The sequence below is a fragment of the Paenibacillus sp. FW126-R14 genome (assembly GCF_058789495.1).
The window spans coordinates 72008-94511 of the sequence record NZ_JBYTBS010000020.1; the positions used below are offsets into that span (position 1 = coordinate 72008).

General features: G+C 51.2%; 18 protein-coding genes and 1 riboswitch. Of the genes, 8 read left to right on the top strand and 10 right to left on the bottom strand.

Features of this window, described 5'->3' with window-relative positions; all coding sequences use genetic code 11:
• Positions 1-50: 50 nt before the first annotated feature.
• Positions 51-1007, bottom strand: a complete 957-nt coding sequence (gene uvsE / locus AC3WRW_RS14870; protein ID WP_492547087.1) for a UV DNA damage repair endonuclease UvsE — start codon at positions 1005-1007, stop codon at positions 51-53.
• 201 nt (positions 1008-1208) lie between these two features.
• On the bottom strand, positions 1209-2621 hold the full coding sequence (pyk, locus tag AC3WRW_RS14875; protein ID WP_492547088.1) for a pyruvate kinase: 1413 nt from the start codon (positions 2619-2621) through the stop codon (positions 1209-1211).
• A 119-nt stretch (positions 2622-2740) separates the two neighbouring features.
• Between pyk and AC3WRW_RS14880 the strand changes: the two genes are divergently transcribed.
• Positions 2741-3523, top strand: a complete 783-nt coding sequence (locus AC3WRW_RS14880; protein ID WP_492547089.1) for a helix-turn-helix domain-containing protein — start codon at positions 2741-2743, stop codon at positions 3521-3523.
• A 28-nt stretch (positions 3524-3551) separates the two neighbouring features.
• Here the strand turns inward: AC3WRW_RS14880 and AC3WRW_RS14885 are convergent, their stop codons facing one another.
• Complete coding sequence (locus AC3WRW_RS14885) at positions 3552-4283, bottom strand: DUF3105 domain-containing protein (RefSeq protein WP_492547090.1); 732 nt, start codon at positions 4281-4283, stop codon at positions 3552-3554.
• Between the two features lie 181 nt (positions 4284-4464).
• Between AC3WRW_RS14885 and AC3WRW_RS14890 the strand changes: the two genes are divergently transcribed.
• The 4 genes from AC3WRW_RS14890 (at position 4465) to AC3WRW_RS14905 (ending at position 9056) form a co-directional block, all read left to right on the top strand.
• Positions 4465-5910 carry a methyl-accepting chemotaxis protein gene (locus tag AC3WRW_RS14890; RefSeq protein ID WP_492547091.1) on the top strand — a complete coding sequence of 482 codons (1446 nt, stop codon included), beginning with the start codon at positions 4465-4467 and terminating at the stop codon, positions 5908-5910.
• A gap of 54 nt (positions 5911-5964) precedes the next feature.
• Positions 5965-6074: riboswitch (TPP riboswitch) on the top strand.
• A gap of 100 nt (positions 6075-6174) precedes the next feature.
• Entirely contained in the window at positions 6175-6771 is a 597-nt protein-coding gene (locus tag AC3WRW_RS14895; RefSeq protein ID WP_492547092.1) for an ECF transporter S component, read from the top strand.
• Between the two features lie 5 nt (positions 6772-6776).
• The gene (locus tag AC3WRW_RS14900) at positions 6777-8255 is read left to right on the top strand and encodes an ABC transporter ATP-binding protein (protein ID WP_492547093.1); all 1479 of its coding nucleotides are present in this window, start codon (positions 6777-6779) and stop codon (positions 8253-8255) included.
• A 6-nt stretch (positions 8256-8261) separates the two neighbouring features.
• Positions 8262-9056, top strand: a complete 795-nt coding sequence (locus AC3WRW_RS14905) for an energy-coupling factor transporter transmembrane component T family protein (RefSeq protein ID WP_492547094.1) — start codon at positions 8262-8264, stop codon at positions 9054-9056.
• Between the two features lie 16 nt (positions 9057-9072).
• Here AC3WRW_RS14905 and AC3WRW_RS14910 read toward each other — a convergent pair whose 3' ends face one another.
• Both AC3WRW_RS14910 and AC3WRW_RS14915 read right to left on the bottom strand, forming a co-directional pair.
• Positions 9073-9513, bottom strand: coding sequence for a YuzC family spore coat inner layer protein (locus AC3WRW_RS14910; protein WP_492547095.1), 441 nt, complete (start codon positions 9511-9513; stop codon positions 9073-9075).
• Between the two features lie 145 nt (positions 9514-9658).
• Entirely contained in the window at positions 9659-11278 is a 1620-nt protein-coding gene (locus tag AC3WRW_RS14915; protein ID WP_492547096.1) for an S-layer homology domain-containing protein, read from the bottom strand.
• Positions 11279-12206: 928 nt separating this feature from the next.
• Between AC3WRW_RS14915 and AC3WRW_RS14920 the strand changes: the two genes are divergently transcribed.
• Positions 12207-12782, top strand: coding sequence for a nitroreductase family protein (locus AC3WRW_RS14920; protein WP_492547097.1), 576 nt, complete (start codon positions 12207-12209; stop codon positions 12780-12782).
• A 103-nt stretch (positions 12783-12885) separates the two neighbouring features.
• Here AC3WRW_RS14920 and AC3WRW_RS14925 read toward each other — a convergent pair whose 3' ends face one another.
• The 4 genes from AC3WRW_RS14925 to AC3WRW_RS14940 form a co-directional block, all read right to left on the bottom strand.
• On the bottom strand, positions 12886-13797 hold the full coding sequence (locus AC3WRW_RS14925; RefSeq protein WP_492547098.1) for a pseudouridine-5'-phosphate glycosidase: 912 nt from the start codon (positions 13795-13797) through the stop codon (positions 12886-12888).
• Positions 13794-14906 (bottom strand): carbohydrate kinase, encoded by a 1113-nt coding sequence (locus AC3WRW_RS14930; RefSeq protein WP_492547099.1) that lies wholly within the window; start codon positions 14904-14906, stop codon positions 13794-13796. The genes AC3WRW_RS14925 and AC3WRW_RS14930 overlap by 4 nt, the downstream gene beginning before the upstream one ends.
• 144 nt (positions 14907-15050) lie before the next feature.
• Entirely contained in the window at positions 15051-15440 is a 390-nt protein-coding gene (locus AC3WRW_RS14935; RefSeq protein ID WP_492547100.1) for a hypothetical protein, read from the bottom strand.
• Between the two features lie 195 nt (positions 15441-15635).
• Complete coding sequence (locus AC3WRW_RS14940; RefSeq protein ID WP_492547101.1) at positions 15636-18227, bottom strand: Ig-like domain-containing protein; 2592 nt, start codon at positions 18225-18227, stop codon at positions 15636-15638.
• A 284-nt stretch (positions 18228-18511) separates the two neighbouring features.
• Between AC3WRW_RS14940 and AC3WRW_RS14945 the strand changes: the two genes are divergently transcribed.
• Positions 18512-20233: a methyl-accepting chemotaxis protein gene (locus tag AC3WRW_RS14945; protein WP_492547102.1), complete on the top strand. Its 1722-nt coding sequence runs from the start codon at positions 18512-18514 to the stop codon at positions 20231-20233.
• 11 nt (positions 20234-20244) lie between these two features.
• Here AC3WRW_RS14945 and AC3WRW_RS14950 read toward each other — a convergent pair whose 3' ends face one another.
• Positions 20245-21534: a LysM peptidoglycan-binding domain-containing protein gene (locus AC3WRW_RS14950; RefSeq protein WP_492547103.1), complete on the bottom strand. Its 1290-nt coding sequence runs from the start codon at positions 21532-21534 to the stop codon at positions 20245-20247.
• Positions 21535-21723: 189 nt separating this feature from the next.
• Between AC3WRW_RS14950 and AC3WRW_RS14955 the strand changes: the two genes are divergently transcribed.
• Positions 21724-22497, top strand: a complete 774-nt coding sequence (locus AC3WRW_RS14955) for a hypothetical protein (protein ID WP_492547104.1) — start codon at positions 21724-21726, stop codon at positions 22495-22497.
• The last annotated feature ends 7 nt before the right edge of the window (positions 22498-22504 follow it).

The window sequence follows — 22504 nt, forward strand, 5'->3', positions numbered from 1 at the left end:
GCACTGTAGTTCTCTGATATCACGAAAATAAAACGCGGCACACGATATAACTACCACTCCAAAACACCGCCATCGATCCTCTTGATGCCGCGGACCTTACCTAACTGTTCGGCCAGCCGGAACAAAGAAAGATCCTTCATCTTCGCCTCAATCATGACATCGACCCGTTCAAGACCTGCTTCCTTGCAGCTTTTCAAAAAAGCGAGGAGCTGTTCCGGCTCAATGTAGTCGGCATGAGAGCGAAATTCCTTCGTATCCTTTGGGGACTTTGGAGATGAAACATGGATTTTCATGGGGATATCGCCCCATGTTTTCGCAATCTCAGGAAGCAGCTCCTGTGGCGTCGCTTGCGAGGGGTTGCACCAATCATGATGCAAATCGAGCATGCAGGGACGCTGCAGCCGCTGGCTCACGGCAAGAGTTTCCTCCAGCGTGTAGGTTTTGTCATCATTCTCGAAGGTGAGCCTCCGCATGATATGATCCGGAACCTCCGGGATCTTCGCAAAAAGCCGCTCCGTCGCGGCTATCTTGTCTCCGTACACGCCGCCTACATGGATATTGATAATCGCCGATTCATCCAGCCCCATCCCGTCGAGAATCGCCGCGTGGTAGCGCAGATCCTGAATCGCGGCCGCCACGACAGAGTCGCTTCCGTTCAGCAGTGTGAACTGGTTCGGATGCATGCTCAGGCGAATGTTCTGCGCTTTGGCGAAGTCGCCGAGCTTTTTGAGCTCGTCTTTATATTCGCCGGCCACGTCAATTAGCACGTCGGGGTGAGTAGCCAGCGGAATGAGTGACGACGAGAGACGAAATAAGCGAATGCCGTGAGCGGCATTGTAATACAGGATGCGCTGCGCAGCTTCGAGGTTTTTGCGTCCGATGGCGATTGCGCGCTGGAGAGCCTCCTCGCGAGGACGCTCTGAAAACAATTTATATGTAAAGGTCGAGCTGGGGGTATTATTGAAAATCGCTAGCGCAATCGATACGAATCCGAGTCGGATGATCATAGCTTCGGTGCCTCCTGTTAAGTGCGATGTTTAAAACGATGTAAAAGCGTCCAGCTTTAATAGTCTGCCCTATAAGAGTAGCCAACAACGTAGTCTTCGCGCAACATTTACTGTAAATGCTAACGTTCGATTTAACAACACAAAAGGCTATCCCGCAAGTCATAGAAATGACTGGGGATAGCCTCGCTTCAAACCAACCGCCTAAACCCGCTCAACCTTCAACAGGTTGGTCGTGCCCGATTTCCCGACCGGGACGCCGGCGGAAACGACGGTAAGGTCGCCTTTTTTCACATAGCCGAGCGTTTCCGCATGTCCAATGGCCGAGCGAATCATCGCATCGGTCGATTCACAGAACTCGCCATGGATCGGGATTACACCTTGTACCATGCTGAGGAGGTTAATCGCGTACTCATTGGATGTTACCGCGATAATCGGCGCCTCCGGACGATACTTGGCGATCATCCGGGCGGTGAAGCCGCTCTCCGTCGGCGTCAGGATCGCCGCAGCGTTCAGCTTGTTCGCTGACGTTACAACCGCTTGGCACAGCACTTCCGTCACTTCGTTGTTCGATTGCAGCTGGGAGTCGATCAAGGAGCTGCGCTCCATCGTTTGCTCTGCGCGCTCGGCAATCGTCGCCATCATCGTCACGGCCTCGACGGGATATTTGCCTGCGGCCGTCTCGCCGGACAGCATGACCATGTCGCTGCCGTCAAGCACGGCGTTCGCGACGTCGCTCACTTCAGCGCGCGTCGGACGCGGATTCCGCTGCATCGAATCAAGCATTTGCGTCGCTGTAATAACCGGCTTGCCGGCCAGATTACAGGCGCGAATCATGTCTTTTTGCGCGATCGGAACTTCCTCCGTCGGAATTTCCACGCCAAGATCGCCGCGCGCGACCATGATGCCATCGGAAGCTTCAAGAATGGAAGAGAAGTTGGTCATGCCTTCTTCGTTCTCAATTTTTGAAATAATCGGCGTATTCCCTGCGCCGTGCTGCTCCAAAATGCCGCGAACTTCCTGAACATCGTTCCCGTTACGAACGAAGGACATCGCGATGATGGAGATGTTTTCTTCGATGCCGAATTTAATGTGCATGACATCCCGCTCGGTTACACCCGGCAGCGATGTGCGTACGCCTGGCAAGTTAACGCCTTTCCGCTGTTTCAGAACGCTCTGGTTGAGGACGCTGCAGATCACTTCCGTACCGCCGATCGCTTCAACACGAAGCTCAATGGAGCCGTCATCGATGAGGACGAGGTTGCCTGGCTGCACATCCTGCGGCAGACCGGGGTAATTCACGGAAACGCGGCTGCTGTCTCCGATGATTTGTTCCGTCGTCAGGACGATGCGGTCACCGCTTTTCAAATCATAAGAAGCATCTTTCAGTTGGCCGATGCGGATTTCCGGTCCTTTGATATCCATCAGAATCGGAACGACAACCCCCAGCTCCTGAGCCGCTTGACGGACGCGCTGAATGCGTCCCCGGTGCTCATCCAAATCGCCATGGGCCATATTTAGCCGGGCAACGCTCATACCGGAGCGAATTAACTCCTTTAGTGTCGGGACGGAATCGCAAGCAGGACCCATGGTGCAAATGATTTTCGTTTTACGCATTGTTCAGACCTTCCTTTCGTATTGGGCGAATCAAATTTGGCTTCATTATATGCCTTATTTCGACAAAGTTCCATGAAATATAGTATGCTATATGTACTATGGTATGTAGGTGATGGAAGATGAAGGTAACGAGCTATACGTATGATAAAAGCAGCAATTGGTATGGAGAAGCACAGAAAGGATGCCAGGATTGGACGCTCGTGCTGGTCACTTACGGCCGCTGTGTCTATTGGATCGATGAGAAGAAGCATGTGCTGGAGAAAGGGCAGTGGCTGCTCATCCCGGGCGGCATTCCCTATTACGGAAGAAGCGTTCCCACGATGCTGCACGAAAAATATGTGATGCAGTTTGTGCCGGGAGCAGTTCAAGAGTCATTTCCGCTGCTTAGGCAGCTAAGTGCCGCAAGCCGGATCACAAGCAAATATGAACTCATTGTTGACCGGCTGCGCCACATCCACCAGCAATGGCAGGACAAACAGCCCTACTATCAGACGCTGTGCGAGGCGCTGTTAACAGAGCTGTTCGTTTATCTTCATCGGGAATGGGATCATGAAGCCGCGACGAGCGCTACGCTCCAGTTGGTGGAGAACATGAAGCTTTACATCCAGAACCATTACCGGGAGCATGTCACCAAGGATGAGCTCGGGGCTTGCATCAGCAGATCGCCGAACTATGCGGCCACTCTGTTTCGCAAAGTGACCGGTCAGACGATCAGCGAATTCGTACATGCCGCGAGGATCAAAACGGCCGTCTACATGCTCAAGCATTCGGCGCTTACCGTGACGGAAATATCGGATTTTATCGGGTACAATGACCCGTCTTATTTTTATCGTGTTTTCAGACGGCTAACCGGCTTGGTGCCGACAGATTTGGTATCCGACCGCGAAACGGTGCGCAAGTAAGGAGCAGCCATTTCTAGCGACCCGGAATTTACATCGTACCTCCGCCACGCCGAACTTCGGACGGGATTTGTTCAGGACCTTTGTCGATGTTCTGATAGATGAAGGTGCCTACGCTGGCTTCGTCAAACTTGGGAAGCTGCATCGTTTTGGTCCAGGCGGTGACGACAACCTCCATATCACCGGGCACATCGGGATTCGGCACAGCCAGCACACCGGCGCCCGCTTTCTTGAAACGGCTTAAATCGTTGAGCCGGTCCAGCAACTCTTTGGGTGCATCGGGATGGTAATAGATAATAATATCGCCGTGTTCTAAATTATGGACAAGCATGGCATAAGTCGGTCTTTCTTTGTAAAAGCCGAACTTCAGGTCATGCGGACTATGCGTGCCTGAGGTCGGGATTTTCATCTCATACGTCAGCATGCCTTCGTCATGGCCGCGCCCGTAATCTTTATCCGTCGTGACCTGGATAGGGGCATTATAGTTAAGCTTTTCGACGCTATATTTGTTGGACGAGAACTGAATCAGGGAAGTGCCCAAAGAACAAACCGCCAGAATTACAAGTGTATGGGAGAGCAGCAGCCACGTTTTCTGCTTTTTTTGCAGCGCCTGTTTTTCCGCTTTCTTCAGCTTGCTCGTGTTCGCTTTATTCGTTTTCGCGGCAAGGATATAGCCGATGACAGCCATAATGAAAAGGGCTAGTCCTATGTAAAGCAAAATAGCAACAACATCCGGTCCGTTCTGCATCGTGGAATGGTCCATTTGGTATGAGCTCCTTTATGATTAAAATCTTTCGTACACTACACATTGTAGTATTGGTGGAGGCCAGAAATCAAATTGTGTGCAAAGATTGTTTCCCGCGTAAAAAGGAGGAGTTTTTTCCCGGACGTTGAATGATGAGAAGAATTGTCTAATTTTGTAGATAAAATAGGAGGGATGACCCATGACTGCTCAGATGTTAGAGCATCATAGAAGAAACGGATTAATGGTCAAGTTGTTGTGGGCATGTTTGGCGCTTGGAATGGGGGCATCGTTTAGGTCCTTGGAACTAGTTGTGTTGCTGCTGACTTTCGGAGCGCCTATCGCACTGGTTTGTACGCTGATGGTTTGGAAAAAAGTTGCAATCACTTCCACCCGGTATGTCATTGCCATAGGTGTTAATGTGATTTCTTATTTTTTCATGTTACATAATACCTCAGTGTCAGGAATGCTAATCTTATATTTAAGCTTGGCTATTGTTTCCTTGTATATGGATTATCGGCCGCTGGTGCTGAATGGCGTGGTGGGGCTGGTCAATTTGAACTATTTCAATTCGACTCTATCCGTTCCTGTTGATTATACGATGATCAATGTTTTTTACGTACTGACCATTATTACGCTTATCGGCCAAGGTCAGGTCGGGACCCGGTTGTTGATGCGGGTAGTCCAGAATGTAAAGGAATCCGAGGCGCTGCGGATCAAGACGGAGGAGGCCCTGGCAGGCGTTCGTACGACAACAGAGGTGCTGGGCACTTCCAGTACTGCGCTGCACGAAAATGCGTCCGTCACCGGCAGAATTACGGAAGAAGTCGTGGCTGCTTTTCAACAAATTTCTATCGGCATTGAATCTCAAGCAACTTCTATTACGGATATCACGACTGCGATCCAAGAAGTGAACGAGACGGTGGAGGAGACTTCTTCCGCATCGAATACGATGAGCAGCAGATCCCGGGATACGGCCCGGATTACGCATGAAGGCAAAAGCCAAATGGAAGATCTTTCGCACAAAATCAATGACATTACCGTTATCGTGACCGAAACGTCCGACATCATGAATGAAGTCAACGAGGAAAACGTGAAAATCGGAAATATCGTAACAACGATTGCCGATATCGCCAATCAAACGAATCTTCTGTCGCTCAATGCTTCCATCGAGGCCGCGCGGGCAGGAGAGCATGGCAGAGGCTTTTCGGTTGTGGCCGGCGAGATTCGCAAGCTTGCGCTAAATGCGCATGTGGCTTCTACAGACATCTCCGAGATTTTAGGATCCATTCAACTTAAAGTTGAAACAGCTGTAAATAAGGTGGCAGTTGGCAAAACGGCCGTGGAATCGGGGAAAAAATCAGCGGATAGCGTCGATCACTTGTTCGAAGTCATTAACACGAACACGATTGAAGTCATGGAGCAAGCGGAGAATTTGCAGCGCATGAACCAGCAATTGCAGCTATCCTCTCAAAAGGTAGCCGAGGAAATGACGTCCGTCGCAGCGATTACCGAACAATCCGCCGCTTCGGTGCAGCAAGTATTGGCCAGCGCTGAAGTTCAGCAGAAGCGGGTGGAAGATATTGTTGACAGCATCAGCCAACTGAACGGTTTAACGAAGGATTTGCAGCATTTGATTGAAAAATAAGTTTGAAAAAAAGCATTGCCAAATATCGGTGAATCCGCTACAGTTAAGCCAAATGAATAGCAACACGGGTGCTTGATGAAGTCAGGCTGAGATAGTGGCCCTATGCCGCTGACCGTTAATCTGATCTGGGTAATGCCAGCGTAGAGAATTCGAGTGCCTTTCTGCACTAATTTTATGCCTGCCGCATCCCCGGTGGGCTTTTTTTGTCGTGTTCGCCTATCTCATTTTACAAATTCGATCTAAGAAAAGGAGTTGGAGCAACACATGGTACAAAAAGAAACAGGGGCAAAAGGGTTAAAATTAACCGATATTTTGGTGACGATCGTGATCGCGGCGGTATTTGGGGTGATTTATCGCATCTGGGGTCCGATGTACGATATCTTGAAACCGCTAGGTCTGCACGCAGAGCAGTTGAGCTACGGAATGTGGTTCATGGCGGCAACATTCGCTTTTCTTGTTATTCGCAAACCCGGCGTCGCCTTGCTCGCTGAAGTAGCGGCTGCGACGGTTGAGGCGCTTATGGGAGGATCTTGGGGTGTATCGACGCTGGTTTACGGCATTCTTCAAGGGCTTGGCGCCGAGTTGATATTTGCGGCATTTCTGTATCGCCGGGCGAATGTGAGCGTAACGGTCCTCGCGTCCTTTGCATCCGCAGCGCTTTCTCTGCTTGTAGATAAATATTACGGCTATATTGATCAACTAACGTTCTGGAACTACTGCTTGTTTATTGGGCTTCGTCTTGCGGGCTCTGCGATCATTGCAGGCGTATTCGCTTATTATTTGGCTGGGGCGCTGGCCCGCACCGGTGTGCTTAGTCTGGTTCGTCCTGTTTCGAAGAAAGACTACGACGTATTGGGGTAATGAACATGAGCGAGGAATTCGGCGTTGCCAATCTCAGGTTGAAATACCCTGGAGAAGAGGCCCCCTTGTTATTTCAGGGGGTTTCCTTTTCGGTGAAGCCGGGGGAGAAGGTTCTGCTGCTCGGTCCAAGCGGATGCGGCAAATCTACGCTGCTTCAAGTGCTGAGCGGGATTGTCCCCGATATTATCGAGCTTCCTCTCAAGGCGGACAGACTTGTGACCCCAAGCCGGTGGGGCTACGTGTTTCAAGATCCGGACGCGCAGTTCTGCATGCCTTATGTGGATGAGGAAATTGCTTTCGTCTTGGAAAATATGCAGGTTCCCCGCGGGGAAATGCCGGCGCGCATTGCCCGGTATTTGAGCTTGGTGGGGCTGCAGCTTGACGATACGCATATGCCAATCGGCATGCTGTCGCAAGGGATGAAGCAGCGTCTGGCGATTGCCAGCGTCCTCGCTTTAGAGCCGGAGGTGCTGTTTCTGGATGAGCCGACGGCGCTGCTCGATGAGGAGGGAACGAACCTCGTCTGGGAAACCATCCGCTCGATTAGCGCTGACAAAACTTTGGTTATTGTGGAGCATAAAATCAGCGGCATCCTCGATCTTATCGACCGCCTGATCGTCATCTCGCCGAATGGGGAGCTGCTTGCCGACGGCTCGCCTCAAGCCGTCTTTCATACGTACAAAAAAGAACTCGCCGACTACGGCATATGGTATCCCGGCGTTTGGGACGACTGTCACGCGGGGCGGGCAGCGGAGAGCGCTGCGGCCGGTGAGCTGCTTGCTGCGAGGCAGCAGGTAGTGACCTTTCACGAATTCGCGGGTCTTCGCGGCGGCAAGATTAAGACCTATGTGGATAACTTATGCGTCTATCCCGGTGATTGGATCACCGTCACCGGCGTCAATGGCGCAGGCAAAAGCTCGTTCCTGCTGGCTATCATGCGGCTTATCCCAACGCAAGGCAGGTGCTGGATCGAGGGCGTGAAGGGCAGCAAAATCGAGCAGCTTGCGGAGCAGGTCGGCTTCGTGTTCCAAAACCCCGAATTCCAATTCGTCACGAATTCGGTGGAGGAAGAGCTGCTCTACTCCTTGCCGGAGGCGGAGAAGGGGGACGGAGCCGGGCAGCAGGCCGCTCTGGAGGAGCTGCTGCGGCAGTACGACCTGCTCGCGCTGCGCAAGCGGCACCCGTTCCAGCTCTCGATGGGCCAGAAGCGCCGCTTGAGCGTGGCCTCCGCGATGGTGCGCGAGCCGCGCATCCTGCTGCTGGATGAGCCCACCTTCGGGCTTGACGCGCAGGGCACGATGCGCATGCTGGAGCAGCTGGAACGGCTGCGCGCAGGCGGAACGGTCATCGTGATGGTCACGCACGATGAAGAGATCGTCAAACGCTGCGCCACGCGCGTTTGGCGGGTTGAGAACGGCGTCGTAACAGAGACGGTGGCGGAGAACTCTGCGCCTCTTGCCGTATACGCCGGGGAAGGAGGCTAGGATGATATGCAAATCACGTTCACGTACCGTGAAACTTGGCTGCACCGGGTGAATCCGGGTGTGAAGCTTGTCCTGTCTCTGCTGCTGTTTGTTCTTGTTGTATTCACGCATAATCTGAATACGATGATGTATTTAACAGCGGGAGCGCTGGTGCCGCTGCTCTTGTTTTCGGGCCAGCCGCTGCGGCGTCTGCTGCTGTATGCCTCGCCGTTCCTGCTCATCTTCCTCTCCTCTGCGGCGGGGATGATGATGTTCGGCAGCGGGGAAACGCTGTGGTTTCAGCTGGGTTTTGTCCGAATCACGGAAGAAAGCTTCTACCGCGGCCTGCATCTCGGTTTTCGCGGCCTTCAGGTCGCGGCGGTGGGACTGCTGTTCAGCTTGACCACACGTCCGGTCGCTCTTTTTTATGCGCTGATGCAGCAGTGGAGGGTGGCCCCGAAGTATGCCTACAGCTTTCTTGCCGCGCTTCGTATGCTGCCGCTTATCGTTGAGGAGTTTCAGACGCTGCGCTATGCACTTAAAGTCCGGGGCAAGAAGCGGCGCAATTGGCTAACGGGTTGGTACACGATGCTGCGCATGTATGCCATTCCCCTGCTGGCCCAGAGCATCCGCCGCGCCCACCGGACGGCTGTGGCGATGGAAGCGAAGCGTTTTTCCACTCAAAAAAAGCGAACTTATTATTATCTTTCCACGTACTCCAGAATGGACATCTATTATATGGTTTACTGGCTGCTTCTTGTCGTTATCGCACAATGGGTTGGGACGGCATGGCCGATCTGGGATGCTCTTGATGTTCGCTAACGGATGGTTAGGCAGGCTATTGTCCCCATTTGAGCGACAACGTAACTTCACAGCAAGGGACTCCTCCATCGGTTCTGGGATCGATAGCAAATCGGACGGAACTTGGGGAATAGGTGGTCACAACGGATGATGTGCTGCCGAAGGAGCGGACGATGCGGTCCACTTCCTTTTGATTGCCCTGTTGGGCATGCTTCATTAATTCAGAAGAGGTTGCGGGATCAGCCAGCTTTTGAATGACGAGCGATGCATCCTTGAGCAAATGCTGAGAGGTCGTAAGCGAGTGTGAAAGTATCTTCGTATCGACAGCTGGATAATCGCGATGCTCGTATAGCCTACGATCCACTGCAGCTGTGCAGTCCCAGCTCCGGTACGGGGACCAGTAAGGTTGATAGTAGGGAGTCGGGGTATGCGGATAAATCGGCTGCTGACTATAGCAGCAAGCAGGGTAGTTGTACATCGGATGTATATCCCCTTTTCTTTCGGAAAATAGTGCGCAATAGCAATATATGTGGAATGGGCGCGATGGTGCATCGTGCGATAAAAACAGAAAAAAGGCTACCTCTGAGGAATGAAACTCAGGGATAGCCTTTTTGGTTGTTGTATTAGCGCGTTAGCGTCACATAGCTGGTCGCTTGTTGACCGGTTGGAGTCACAGCTGTCAATTCGAATGAAGTCACATTGCCTTCAACATGAACTTGGCCTCCCGGAAGGACGGTTACGGTTCCTACAGGGGCATTCGCATCTCCTACAACATCGTTGGTGATGAAGAGTGTGCCCAGAGCAAAATTGTAATCTTCAATTTCTGAATTTTTATAAGTGATACCGAAGTTATCTGTTAGAGCAAGATCCATGTCGGTAAATGCATTAATATCGGCTTTGTAGACGCCGCCGTCAACCGTCATGGCTTTATTAATGGATGTTTCGTTCGCTTTGAATTCCTTCGCAGTCACGGCGTCATTCGTAATAGTTACCTTTACTTTTAATTGCTTGGCATCGCCATTGCCAATCTGAACCATAACAGTAACATCTGCTGTTCCCGCCTTGTTGCCGATGACGTAAGCACGGTGGTCAGCTGAAAGCCCTACTTTGGCGATGCTGGAATCTGATGAGAAAACGGATTGAACAATACCCGGAGTAGCCACGGTATCGCCGTTATCCGCGGTTACTTTAATCTCGATTTCTTTGGCAAACCGGCTTTGTGTCGGATCTTCGGCAATTGCTTTGGTGATTGGGCCTGAAGCTGAGGCTGTTAGGCCGCTGTCAATGACAGCAGGCAATGTGTAATTGCCGATAATTGCAACATTGCCAGCTCCAGTCTCAGTTCCAGTGTTGGTTGCAGCTACGTTAAAGCTTGCGGAAGCTGTTTGGACAGTTGAGGCATCCAGACCGCCAAGCGCGACTGTGTAATCACCGGCGGCAAGCGCAGTATCCAGCGTCAGCGTTGCTGTGAGACCATCGGCAGACCATGCCGTTGCAGCTGGAACTGTGGAAGTGCCATTTTTGAGCGTTAGCGTTGCTTTGGCAGTGTCCACTTTTGTATTAAGAGAAACTTGAACCTGTTTATTATCGGACGAAGGTTGAACTTTGGTGACTGAAATGAGCGTTCGGTTGCCGAAAGCTTGCTGAGCGGAATAAGAGCTTTGAACAAGGTCGGCGCGGTCAGCAGGGAGATCACCGGATTTGCCAGTCGGATGAATGCCAAGCTCGGTCGCTTGTTTCACGGCATCCGAGTACCATGGCGAACCCGTTACGTTGACTTTCTTGCCAAGTCCTTTAAGCAGCAAGGTGTCGAGTTGACCCGCGGTTACGGAGTCGCCCGGAACGAAGGTCGTATCCGTTACACCGTCGATGAGACCTGCCTTTTTTGCCGCTTCAATGAAAGGAATGGCCCAGCCGTTAGCAGGATCGTCTGCACGAACGTCAGTGAAACTGGACACTTTAACGGCAGGATCAACGGGAATGTCATAAATGAGAGTGGCTACTTTGGCAAATTGTGCGCGAGTCATATTTTGCGTGATGCCGAATGTATTGTCGGATACGCCTTCGAAGATATTAGCTGCCAGCATGGCGTCGATTTTGGCTTTCAGTGAAGCATCGATGCTGGATAAGTCCGTGAAATCTGCACTTGTCTTGCCCGCCGCGGAAGCTGGATGGGTAAGTGCTGCGGAAGTGAACAAGGAGAAAGCTATAGTAGCTGTCGCGATCATTGTAAGTTTTTTCATTCAGTAGTACCTCCCTGGGATAGAAATGATTTGTGAGTTGCGAGCAATCTATCGTGCGTCGTTCTGATGCTATAACTATAGCTTGCCTGATTGAAAGTGTCATTGTCAAATTCTTGGCAGTCCGGGTAGGAGAGTGCTAAGGGGATTTATATGAAATAGTGCCTAGTTGAGAATGATAATTAAAATCATTTACTAACTTTTAATAAACTACTTTACAAACGTAAGTGAGATGGATATAATAAAATCAACACTACAAACTAACAAGGGAGGCTGAGATTCATGGCTCAATGTGCATGCGGAAACACTCAAAACAGCGAAGGCAACTGCGACGGTTCACACGCTAAAAAAGCTAAGTAAGTTTTCATACATATACGATAAGATCAAGAAGGACTCTACGAATGCTTTATTCGTTAAGAGTCCTTTTTTTGCATTTAAGAATTGTGTGCGGGACGAGCGAATCTTGTTCCTAATTCATGCGTCGCGGCTGGTTTCAAGGTAGTATGGAACTGTCGCGGCTTGGATTCAAGGTAGCACGAGCAGGAAGGGGAAACTACAGGGTGCAATTTTATCCGAAATAGCCATTCGAACAAGGGAGAGGGACCTATGGTCCTCTATTTCGCATTTCTGGATGCATAGTTGGAGAATGGAGGTGAAATAAGGCCCTGTAGTTCCCCGTAACCCCTCGGAATCCCGCTTTTTTCCTAAATAAGGGAATGAAGTTCTCTCATTTGGAACGGGACACAATCAACCATCCTCAAAGAGATGCACACACGGGGTAAAACGGTAGTGGTACGGCTGAAATCAGCGCTTCTTGCAGATTAATGGGCAAATCAACCTGCATGTTTGCTGTTCCGGCATCAGTCATGTCACAATAGACTTAGAGTAGGAAGAAATTAATCGAAGAATGAATGGATGGAGTGGTAGAAAGATGGACGTGAAAGAAGCGATTCGCAGTCGGCGCAGTATTGGAAAGGTCAAGCAGGAGCCTGTTGATCGAGCGCTGATTGAAGAGATTTTGGAAGCGGGCACGTGGGCGCCAAACCATTGTCATACCGAACCGTGGCGGTTTTGGGTCATGATGGGCGAGGGCCGCGCGCTGCTGGGGAAAGGCTATGCCGAAGTGGCGGCGGCGGGCGCCGATCCGCAGCTGTCCGAGGAAGAGCTGGCTAAGCTGAAAAGCGCCCAGGAGAAAAAAGCGTTCCGCGCGCCGGTGGTCATCGCCGTGGCGGTCACTCCGTCGGCACAGGCTGTCGTGCCGGAGATAGAGGAGTACGCGGCTGCGCACACCGCGGTACAGAACATGATGCTGACCGCGCACGCGCTCGGTCTGGCAACGATCTGGCGGACGGGTGCGCCGACCTATCATCCGAAGATGCGCGAAGCTTTCAGCCTCGGCGCGAAGGAAGAGCTGGTCGGCTTCGTCTACATCGGCTACGCCGACATGGCTCCCCCGAAAGCGGAGCGCACGCCGTTCGCGCAGAAAACACTCTGGATCAGCGAGTAAGTCGCTGCACGATTAGCCCCAAAAAAAGAAACCCTCCACGTCCACAGTATTTGTGGACATGGAGGGTTGTTTTAGGTCCGCTTTGTAAAGGATCGCCAGGCGTTTACTTCTTCAGGGCAACCGCAATTTTTGCAGCGGTTTCCGCATTGTGGTACACCAGCGCGATGTTAGTCTCCAAGCTGCGGCCTTCGGTCAGCTGTTTGATGCGCGCCAGCAGGAAAGGCGTGACCTTTTTGCCGGTCACGTTCTGATCTTTGGCTTCAGCAAGCGCCTGCTGAATGAAGCCTTCGATCTCCGCACGTTCCATGGCGGATTCCGCAGGGACCGGGTTGGCGATGACGGCACCGCCGTTAAGGCCCAGCTCCCACTTCGTGCGGAGCATAGCCGCAACTTCAGCAGCCTCATCGAGGCTGAAGTCTACGCCGTAGCCGCTCTCGCGGGCATAGAAAGACGGGAACTCGCTCGTTTTGTATCCGACCACGGGCACACCGTGCGTCTCCAAATATTCGAGCGTACGGCCGATATCGAGAATCGATTTAACCCCTGCGCAGACAACGGCAACGTTCGTTTGCGCCAGCTCGGTCAAATCAGCGGAGACGTCCATGGACACTTCGCCTTCGCGGTGAACGCCGCCGATGCCGCCGGTAGCGAACACTTCGATGCCTGCCAGCGCAGCGCCGATCATTGTGGCAGCGACAGTCGTCGCGCCGATTTGGCCGGACGAGAGGATGTACGGGAAGTCGCGGCGGCTAACTTTTTCCACGTTGGGATTCGTTGCGAACGCTTCAAGCTCCTGTTCGTTCAAACCGATCTTGATTTTGCCGTCCATGATGCCGATCGTAGCCGGAACCGCACCGTTGTCACGGATGATTTGCTCGACTTTTCTAGCCATTTCTATGTTTTGCGGGTAAGGCATCCCGTGAGAGATGATCGTCGTTTCCAGAGCAACGACAGGTTTATTGTTCGCCAAAGCCTCTTTAACTTCATCGGTAAACGTTAGGTAAGTTGTATTCATGATAGGGTTTCGTCTCCTTTTTTTAAGTGAAGTAGGGTTTGTTCCAGTCGTTCTTCCGTCAGCTCGCTAGCGACAGATTGATCGGTTTGCAATGTAATATGGGAAGCCGCGAGTCCGTATACGCAGGATTCCATATAGGAGTATTGCTTCATAACGCCGTAAGTAATACCGGCGACAAATGCATCGCCTGCTCCCGTGACGTCCACGACTTTGGTAGGAATCGGCGGGAAATGATGCTCGCCTTCTTCGCCGGCATACATCACGCCTTGACTGCCAAGCGTAATGAAGACGTGGCTAACGCCTCGTGCGCGTATCGCTCCCGCAATCAGGCTGTAATCGCTGCTGCTGCCGGGGGTCATTCCAGCGAGCTGGCAAGCTTCTTCGAGATTGGGGAAAATGGCAGTTACGCCGCGAAGGTCTTGCGGAAGCTTTTTGGCTTTTTCCGATGAGACGGGATCGATAAATAACGTAAGATTTTCTTCCCTGCACCGGTCAATTAAATCGCCAAGCGTTTCCGCTGGCAAGTTCGTATCGGCAATTGCGATCTTGGCAGAGGCGATATGCGGCCACTTGTCCCGAAGCAGGGCAGGCGTGCATTTATCGTAAATGTCCATATTCGCAAAAGCGAGGAACATCTCGCCCGTCGCATCGAGCAGCGCCGTGTAAGTCCCCGTGTTCTCGCCCTGGAGAACGATAGCTTGACTGACGTCAACGCCGCGTTTCCGCGTCTCCTCCAGCACCCACTGTCCGGCCTTGTCGTCGCCCACAACGGTGAGCAATGCGGTCTGGCAAGCCAGTCCAGCCAGTGTCTCTGCGATATTGCGGGCAACGCCGCCGCACGATTCCGTCACCGTGACCGGATTCGAGGAGGCCAGTCGAATGGCCTGCTTGCTGGTCGCTTTGCTGTCCAGGTTGGCTCCGCCGATGCACATGACCGTATTCTCATCTGAGGTCACGTAAGCGCGTCCGCGGATCGTCCCTTTCTTGGTCAGCGCAGCGATGTAGCCGGCGACAGCGGATCGGGAAATGCCGACGATACTGGCTATTTCATGCTGAGAAATGAATGGATTTTGACGAATGAGCGCTAAAATTTGCTGTTCACGATCCATGAAGTGGCTCCTTTCGATCGGTGACTGTCTCTAGTGTAACGCAATTTCAAACAAATGTCCACTGTTTAAACTTTTGTCCAAGAAGTGGTATGCATGAAAAAGAACCTGCTCCCCGAAACAGGGGAACAGGCTCCTGGTAGCAGCTTATTCCGAGTAAGAAGACTCCGAACGGCTTCTGATGCCAAACAGTCCCAGCAGTCCCAGCAGCCCGATGTAACTCCACCCGGTCCAGCCCTTGTCTGCTTTTTCCTGCGTTTGAGCCGCTAAAGATTTCATTGATGTTGGCGGTGTAAGTCCGTATGCCGCGGCATGTTGATTCATATCCGCCGTCTTATGCAGCCTTGCGTCTGCACCTGGCATGCCGAAAGGATTCGTGTGAAAAAACGTAGGCGAGCCTTGCTTGGCCGCTTCCCGGCTTTCAACTGTCGAGATCGTCTGCTGGTTATGCGGATGCGTGCGATAATGATGAGCCCCGAGCAGGGCGGTAATGCACAAAAAAGAAATCAAAGCCAGCTTCATAAATCGGGGGATCATGTTCCATACCTCCAAGCACTTAATTCAAAAGCAGCCTGTAAATGCAGGTAAGGTTATATTCCCCTTTGATCGAAAACTTATGTATGCGGTACATGCGGAGGGGAAGGTGCGCCATAGACCGAAGCGGCCTCCCCGTAATAAAAAAGAGGGCTATTCCTCAAGTAAATGCCCCTACTTGAGGAATAGCCCATTGTATTATTTGGTCACCGTGACTTGAACGGTTGTTCTCATGTTGGAATACGTAACCGTTATTCTCGCAGTTCCTTTGCCGGTTGCTTTGATGACGCCGTCCTTCACATCCGCGATCATAATATTGGATGATGTCCACAAAGCTGGCTTCGTGACATCTTCTTCCGATCCGTCCGTATAAGTGGCGAGAGCGGCAACTTTGGCCGTGCTGCCTTCTTTAAGCTCGATTTTGACAACATCGGTTTTCAAATATTTCAGCGAATCGATTTCCACAGGAATGGCAACCATTTTGCCGCCGAAAGATCCTGTAATCGTTGTTTTCCCTGAGCCTGTAGCTGTGAAAAGTCCATTTGTAACGGTACCCAGCTTATAGGCGCTTACTTTCCATGTGGCATCTGAGGTGACATCTTTGGTTGTACCGTTAGACAGCGTCGCGGTTAATTTCACTTGGACTTGATCGCCGCTTTTGGTCACGATGAACGACTTGTCTGCAACGAGTCCGGCTACGACGCCGATTTCAACCGGGATAGATACGGTTTTGCCGCCATAGGTAGCTGTGATCGTCGCTTTCCCTCGTGATACCGGGGTAGCGACCCCTTTGGATACTAGCACAATGGCACTGTTGCTGGTTTTCCACTCAGCCTCGCCTGTCACATTGCGCGTTGCGCCTGAGGAATCGGTGGCGGTAAGAACGATGGAGCGTGTTTCATTCAGGTCAAAAACCAGATTAGCTACACTCGCTGAAAGATCGCTTGCCATATCGACTTGGACAGGGACGGTTACCGTTTTGTTATCCAGCTGAGCGGTCAGCGTCGTTTCTCCGGAAGCGAGCGCCTTCACTTTTCCGCTGTCAACCGTGGCGGTTTTCGCATTACTGCTGGTCCAAATCACGTCGGAGGTAACATCTTTCTTCGTGTCATCGGTGTAAAGAGCTTCCGCTTTCAACGTTACTGTGTCGCCTTTTTTCATGATCAATTTCTCTTCGCTGACGGTCAAGCTTTTTAGAACGCCTACAGAGACTTGAACGACCGCAGAGCGCGTGCCATATTTGGCTGTAATCGTCGCTGCGCCGGTTGCAAGACCTGAGATGTCGCCGCCGCGCGCTTCGGCAATATCTTTGTTGCTTGTTGTCCACTCTGCTTTGTTCGTGACATCGACTTCTCTTCCGTCTTTGAAAGAAGCCGTTAACGTAATTTTTTCGGATCCGCCAATTTGTAAATTCACGATTTTCTTGCTTGGTTTAATAATGGAAGGGACATCGACTTCGACGGTAGTTGTCGTCGTTTTGCCGCCGTATTTCGCGGTTACTGTGGCGATCCCTGCCTTGTATGTCGTGATTTTCCCTTTCGTGACAAAAGCAATATTCTCATCGTCTACGCTCCAATCGGCGCTATCCGTAACGACTGCGCTTGTGCCGTCGGCATAAGTAGCGCGCAGGACCAGAAGCTGATCCTGACCTGTTTGCAAGGAAACGAGATCGGTATCAACAACCAAGCGGCGGGGAACTTCCACGTCCACGTTGGCCATCACTGCTTTTTCACCGTACTTCGCGTAAATCTTCGCCTCGCCAATAGCTAAAGCGGACAGCTTTCCTTTTGAAACTTGGACGATATTCTCGTCGCTGGATGCCCACTCTGCGCGATCTGTAATATCTTCTGTTTTTCCATCGGCATATGTCGCGGTTAATTTCAATTCACCGGTCGCATTTTTCTTCATAAGCAGATTCTGTTTATCCAATTCAAGTTTAAGGGCGCTGTCTACATCGACAGTAATCGTTGTGGACTTCGTACCGTAGGTTGCCGTCAGGCTTGCCGTACCTACGCCGTAACCCGTTATCGTTCCCTTGATGGCGTCGGCTACTTTCGCTTTGTCTGTCGTCCAGACGGCCTTGTCCGAAACATCGGCAACGGCGCCGTCCGGATAAGTCGCCATAATTTTAATTTTCTCCGTTCCGTTCAAAAGCAGCGATACGTTCGATTTCTCGGCGTCAATGCGTCTGACAACCTCAACATCGACGTCCAGGGTGAGAGATTGATTCATATATTTGATAGTGATCGTTGCGCTTCCGGGATTTTGTCCCTTCACGAGTCCGTTGGTTACAGTCACGATGGAGCTTGTATCCACGCTGTAATCGGCTTTGCTCGTGACATCCTCTGAGGTGCCGTCATCATAGTAGGCGGTGACCGCAACCTGCTCGGTGGCATTAAGGCGCAGATCGAGGGAACGTTTATCTTTGGTTAAGGATTTAACCTTTTTGCTTACATTGACATTTACAATTTCGGTCTTGCCCATATAAGTAGCGGTGATGACAGCTTTCCCTTCTTTTTTGGCCGTGACTACACCGGCATAGACGGAAGCTACATCTGTCGTACCGGAATTCCAATCCGTCTTGACCGTTGCATTCTCAGTAGACCCGCTTACGAAAATGGCGGTTGCCGTCAGATTCGCGGTATCCCCAACTTGCAGAGCAAGCTCATTTTTGTTCAGGACGAGTTTGGAAATCTCCTCGGCGGCAAAGGCGCTTCCAGCGATTAAAGATTGGCTGGCTAAAAGGAATGCGATGACCAAGGATAACCATTTGCTGTGTCTTAACTTCACGATCTAATCCCTCCGATATCGTTCCGTAATAAATTATGAATAAAAAACAGGGAACTTAGTTAATATCGGCATGTGGAGAGGTGAAATGAATAGCTGTCACAATATGTACCCATAATTTAACCTCCGGATGATAAATGACAGCGCATTTCTCCAAATGCAACTAAAAGCAATTAATAAAAATAAAACATATAAAATTAAGTTGTATTCATTGTTAACTTTCTCACCTGCCTGTATATTTAAAGCAGATAACTTATGGGGAGATGAGAAAAGTGGAGAGGTTTAAGGTGAATCACATCGTTGGAAATTTGAAAATTAGCATGAAAATATTGGCGTTGAATGTGCTGGCTGTTCTTTTCCTCATCATCCTGACGGTGACGAGCTTCTTTTTTCTCAGAGATATCAACAAAAAAGCGGAAATTATGTATGAAACCGATTATTTGCCGACAACTTGGATCAACGAAGTAGAGAGCAATGTTCATACCATGAACGATCGGCTTTTGGAACATATTTTAACACCGGACAACCACTATAAAGACGTTCTGGATAATGAGATGAACAAAACTCGCGTTAGAACCGAACAGTTGCTGAAAGATTACGAGGTATCCCTCGCTGGCGAACCCGTTGCGGAATTATGGATGTCCAAGCTGAGAGAGGCATTGACGGCTTACGAGGAAGATCAGCAAAAGGTTAAAGCTTGGTCTGCATCCGGCCAGACGAAAGAGGCTTATCTGTACTATAAAACACACATAAAAAGCCTGATGGAAGACATTAGCGGCTATGTGGACAGCTTGCAGCAAGACCGGTTGGAAACTTCAGAGGCGTTAAATAAAGAGCGCATTCAGCAGTATCGGCACTTGATCTGGCTGTTGATTACATCCTCGCTTGGTGCGATCGGCATTTTTTATGTGATCGGCAGATGGATCTCATCGCTCATTGTCAGACCGCTCAAAGCGATGCAAGAGCTTATGGCTGAAGCGGAAGCCGGGAATCTTTCCGTGGAAGCGGACGGTGCTGCCTGGAAGGACGAAGTCGGCATGCTTCAGCGTTCGTTCCAATCCATGCTGGTTAGCTTGCGGGCATTCATCGGGGATGTCCAGCAGGGAGCGCATGTCCTCACGCAGCAGGCTGAGCATTTCGCCAGCCATGCCGAGCAAAGCAAATTGGCCGCTGAAACGATTGCCGTTTCGACAGACGCTTTGTCGCAAGGCGTCCAAGAGCAAGCAGCGATTGTGACGGAGACTTTAGACACCATACAGGCTGTAAAAGATGAGATGGCCGCTATTCGCGGAGACAGCCGGCAGATGGCGCAGCTGGCAGAGTCGGCGGCAGACGCTTCATTCGCCGGAATGGACGCCGTTGCGACGATGAGGGAACGAATTGAACTCGTTTCCGACAAAGTGTTGGCGGCACGGACGATTGCCGATGAGCTGGGGCACAGCTGTGGTCAAATCAGCTCCATCATTAGCGTCATCACCGAAATTGCGAAACAAACGAATATGCTGGCGCTGAATGCTGCCATTGAAGCTGCCAGAGCGGGTGAGGCCGGCAAAGGATTCAGCATTGTGGCGGGCGAGGTGCAGAAGCTGTCCGGACAGACGAATGAGGCCGCGAAACAAATCGCACGGCTGCTGCATGAGATTGAGCACAAAGCAGGAAACGTGGATATGGCGATGAAGCAGGGCATGAAGCTGACGGAAGACAGTGTGAGAGCCTCGCAGCAGGTGAACGTTTCGCTGCTGTCGATGAAAGAGGCATTCGGCGGGGTGTTAATGAAAGTGGAGGATGTGAGCGAAGCGATCGCTCAAGTAACGGTGCGCAGCGATGAAGTCGTTTCGCATATGGAGCGCGTGACGGAGTCGGCGAATATGGGAGCTTCAGCGAGCCAGGATTCGGCAGCTGCCAATGAAGAGCAGCTCGCCATGATGGAGGAGATTTCAATCTCCTCCAGAACGCTGTCCGATATGGCTGGGCAGCTTCAACAGGCAGCTAACCGTTTCCGGGTGTAGCGAGCTTCAGCTCACGAACGTTTGACGACTTTGAAATTTTCTTCCAGCAGCAGCCAGTTTTGCGGGAATTTAAGTCCCAGCTTCCAGTAGCTGATGCCCCGTAAGCCAAGCTCCTTCAACAAACGAAACTTCGCTTGAATGGAGCGGGCGTCCTCGAACCAAACGGTATGCTCTTTGCCGGCATCGTCCCAATAATTGAAGTGCGGAGCCTGCGCCGTGTAATCGTACAGAATTTGCGCGTTGTATTTGCGCGCCAAATCAATCGCAGCTTGCGGAGAGATGGCTTTGGCGAAGGGGCCGCCTTTGACGTATGGAAGCGTCCAATCGTAGCCGTACAGATTTTGGCCCATCATCACTTTGGAGGCCGGCATTTCGCTAATGGCATACTCCAGCACTTTGCGTACGGGACCGATGGGAGATACCGCCATAGGGGGACCGCCGCTGTAGCCCCACTCGTACGTCATAATGATGACGAAGTCAGCGATTTGGCCATGCGCTTTGTAATCGTGAGCGGAGTACCACTCGCCGGCTTGGGCTGCGCTTGTTTTGGGCGCGAGCGCCGTGGACATCAGGTAGCCTTGCTGGTGGATTTGGTTCGCTGCTTTCCGCAGAAAGCGATTGTACGCTTCGCGGTCATCCGGGTAAAGATGCTCGATGTCGAAATGGATATCCTTGAAGCCAAGCTCCTTAGCCGTCGATAGAATCGTCTGCAGCAGGCGGTTTTGGACCGTTTCATCCGTGAGGATAATATGGCCGAGCTCCGCGCTGAACTGATCGCGCTCGAGATTGGTGACCACCATCATCAAGGTAGTCCCTTGCTGCGAGGCGATGCTTCGGAGATTGTCGAGCGGCGGATGCTGTAAAGTGCCGTCCCGCTTGATGCGGAAGGAGAATGGCGCTAAGTAGGTGAGATGCGGTGCCGCTTCCCTGGAAGCTTGAATCAAGGCGGGCGACACATCGTTCCCCCGCGGTTCCAAGTAAGCATTTACTTCTGCCTGCTTACGGGGAGTAGGCGGAATGTATAAGCGAAAACCGGCGGTCAGAGATTGATACTGGGTTAGTCCATTGACAGATGCAAGCTCTTGGAGGTCGAGACCGAGCTTATGAGCAATCGAATAGAGATTCTCGCCAGGCTGTACCCAATAGTACGAGCCTACGATTGGAATGACCAATGCCTGTCCGATCACCAGTGATTGGCTGGGCGTCATCTCATTGGCTGCTGCAATCGTATCCACGGATACACCATAAGTTTGCGAAATTCGATATAACGTCTGTCCTTTCTGGACAACGTGAATCTGCATGAGAGATTCCTCACTTTCTTTCGTAAGCAAGGTACCTGATCCGAGCCTACTTTTTTCTTTACCATATTCCAAATAAGCCGGATGGGTGTATGTCTATGCGCAAACAATTGTCGCGAAGAAATGCATATCTTACACACCAGCGAAGATAATAGAATAACTGGAAACTTATTCTACATAAGGATGCTGCACATGCCACAGAAACCCCGCCGTCAAATTGCCTTCGTCAGCTTAATGGGCATTACCCAGCTGCATTTGCGGAATCCCTATATCATAGCTTGGTGGTCTGCAGCTTTCCCCGGATTTGGCCACTTGCTGCTATCCAAATACTTTCGCGGCTTTATGCTCATTGGTTGGGAGATGCTGATCAACAGTCGGATGCATCTGAATGAAGCTATCGTGTATACCTTTACCGGGCAGTTCGACAAAGCCAATGAGGTGCTCAACATCCGGTGGATGTCTCTCTATGCTCCTGTTTATTTATTTTCCATCTACGACAGCTATCGCACCTGCGTGGATTTGAACCACCAATATGTACTTGCGAGGCGGGAAAACGCTCCGGTCGATTCGTTCAAAATGTCCGGTATGGAAATTAACTATCTGGATAAACGCTCCCCTTGGCTGGCGGTTGTCTGGTCTCTGCTGATGCCGGGGATGGGGCAGTTGTATACGCATCGTATCATTAACGCCTTCTTCGTCTTGGTGAATTGGATTGTTGTTTCCTATTGGTCCCATTTACTCGAAGGAATCCATTATCTTCTGTATTGGGATTTATCCAGAGTCAACAGCGTTCTGGACATGCATTGGGTCCTTTTTCTGCCTTCCATTTATGGGTTTGCCGTTTACGATGCGTATGCCAATACGGTCGAGTATAACAAGCTATTTGATCATGAACAGGCTGTGATGTTGAAAAATAGTTATCAGCCCTCACAATTTCCGTTTCCTAAATCATTGCTTCGAAAATGAGGAGGCT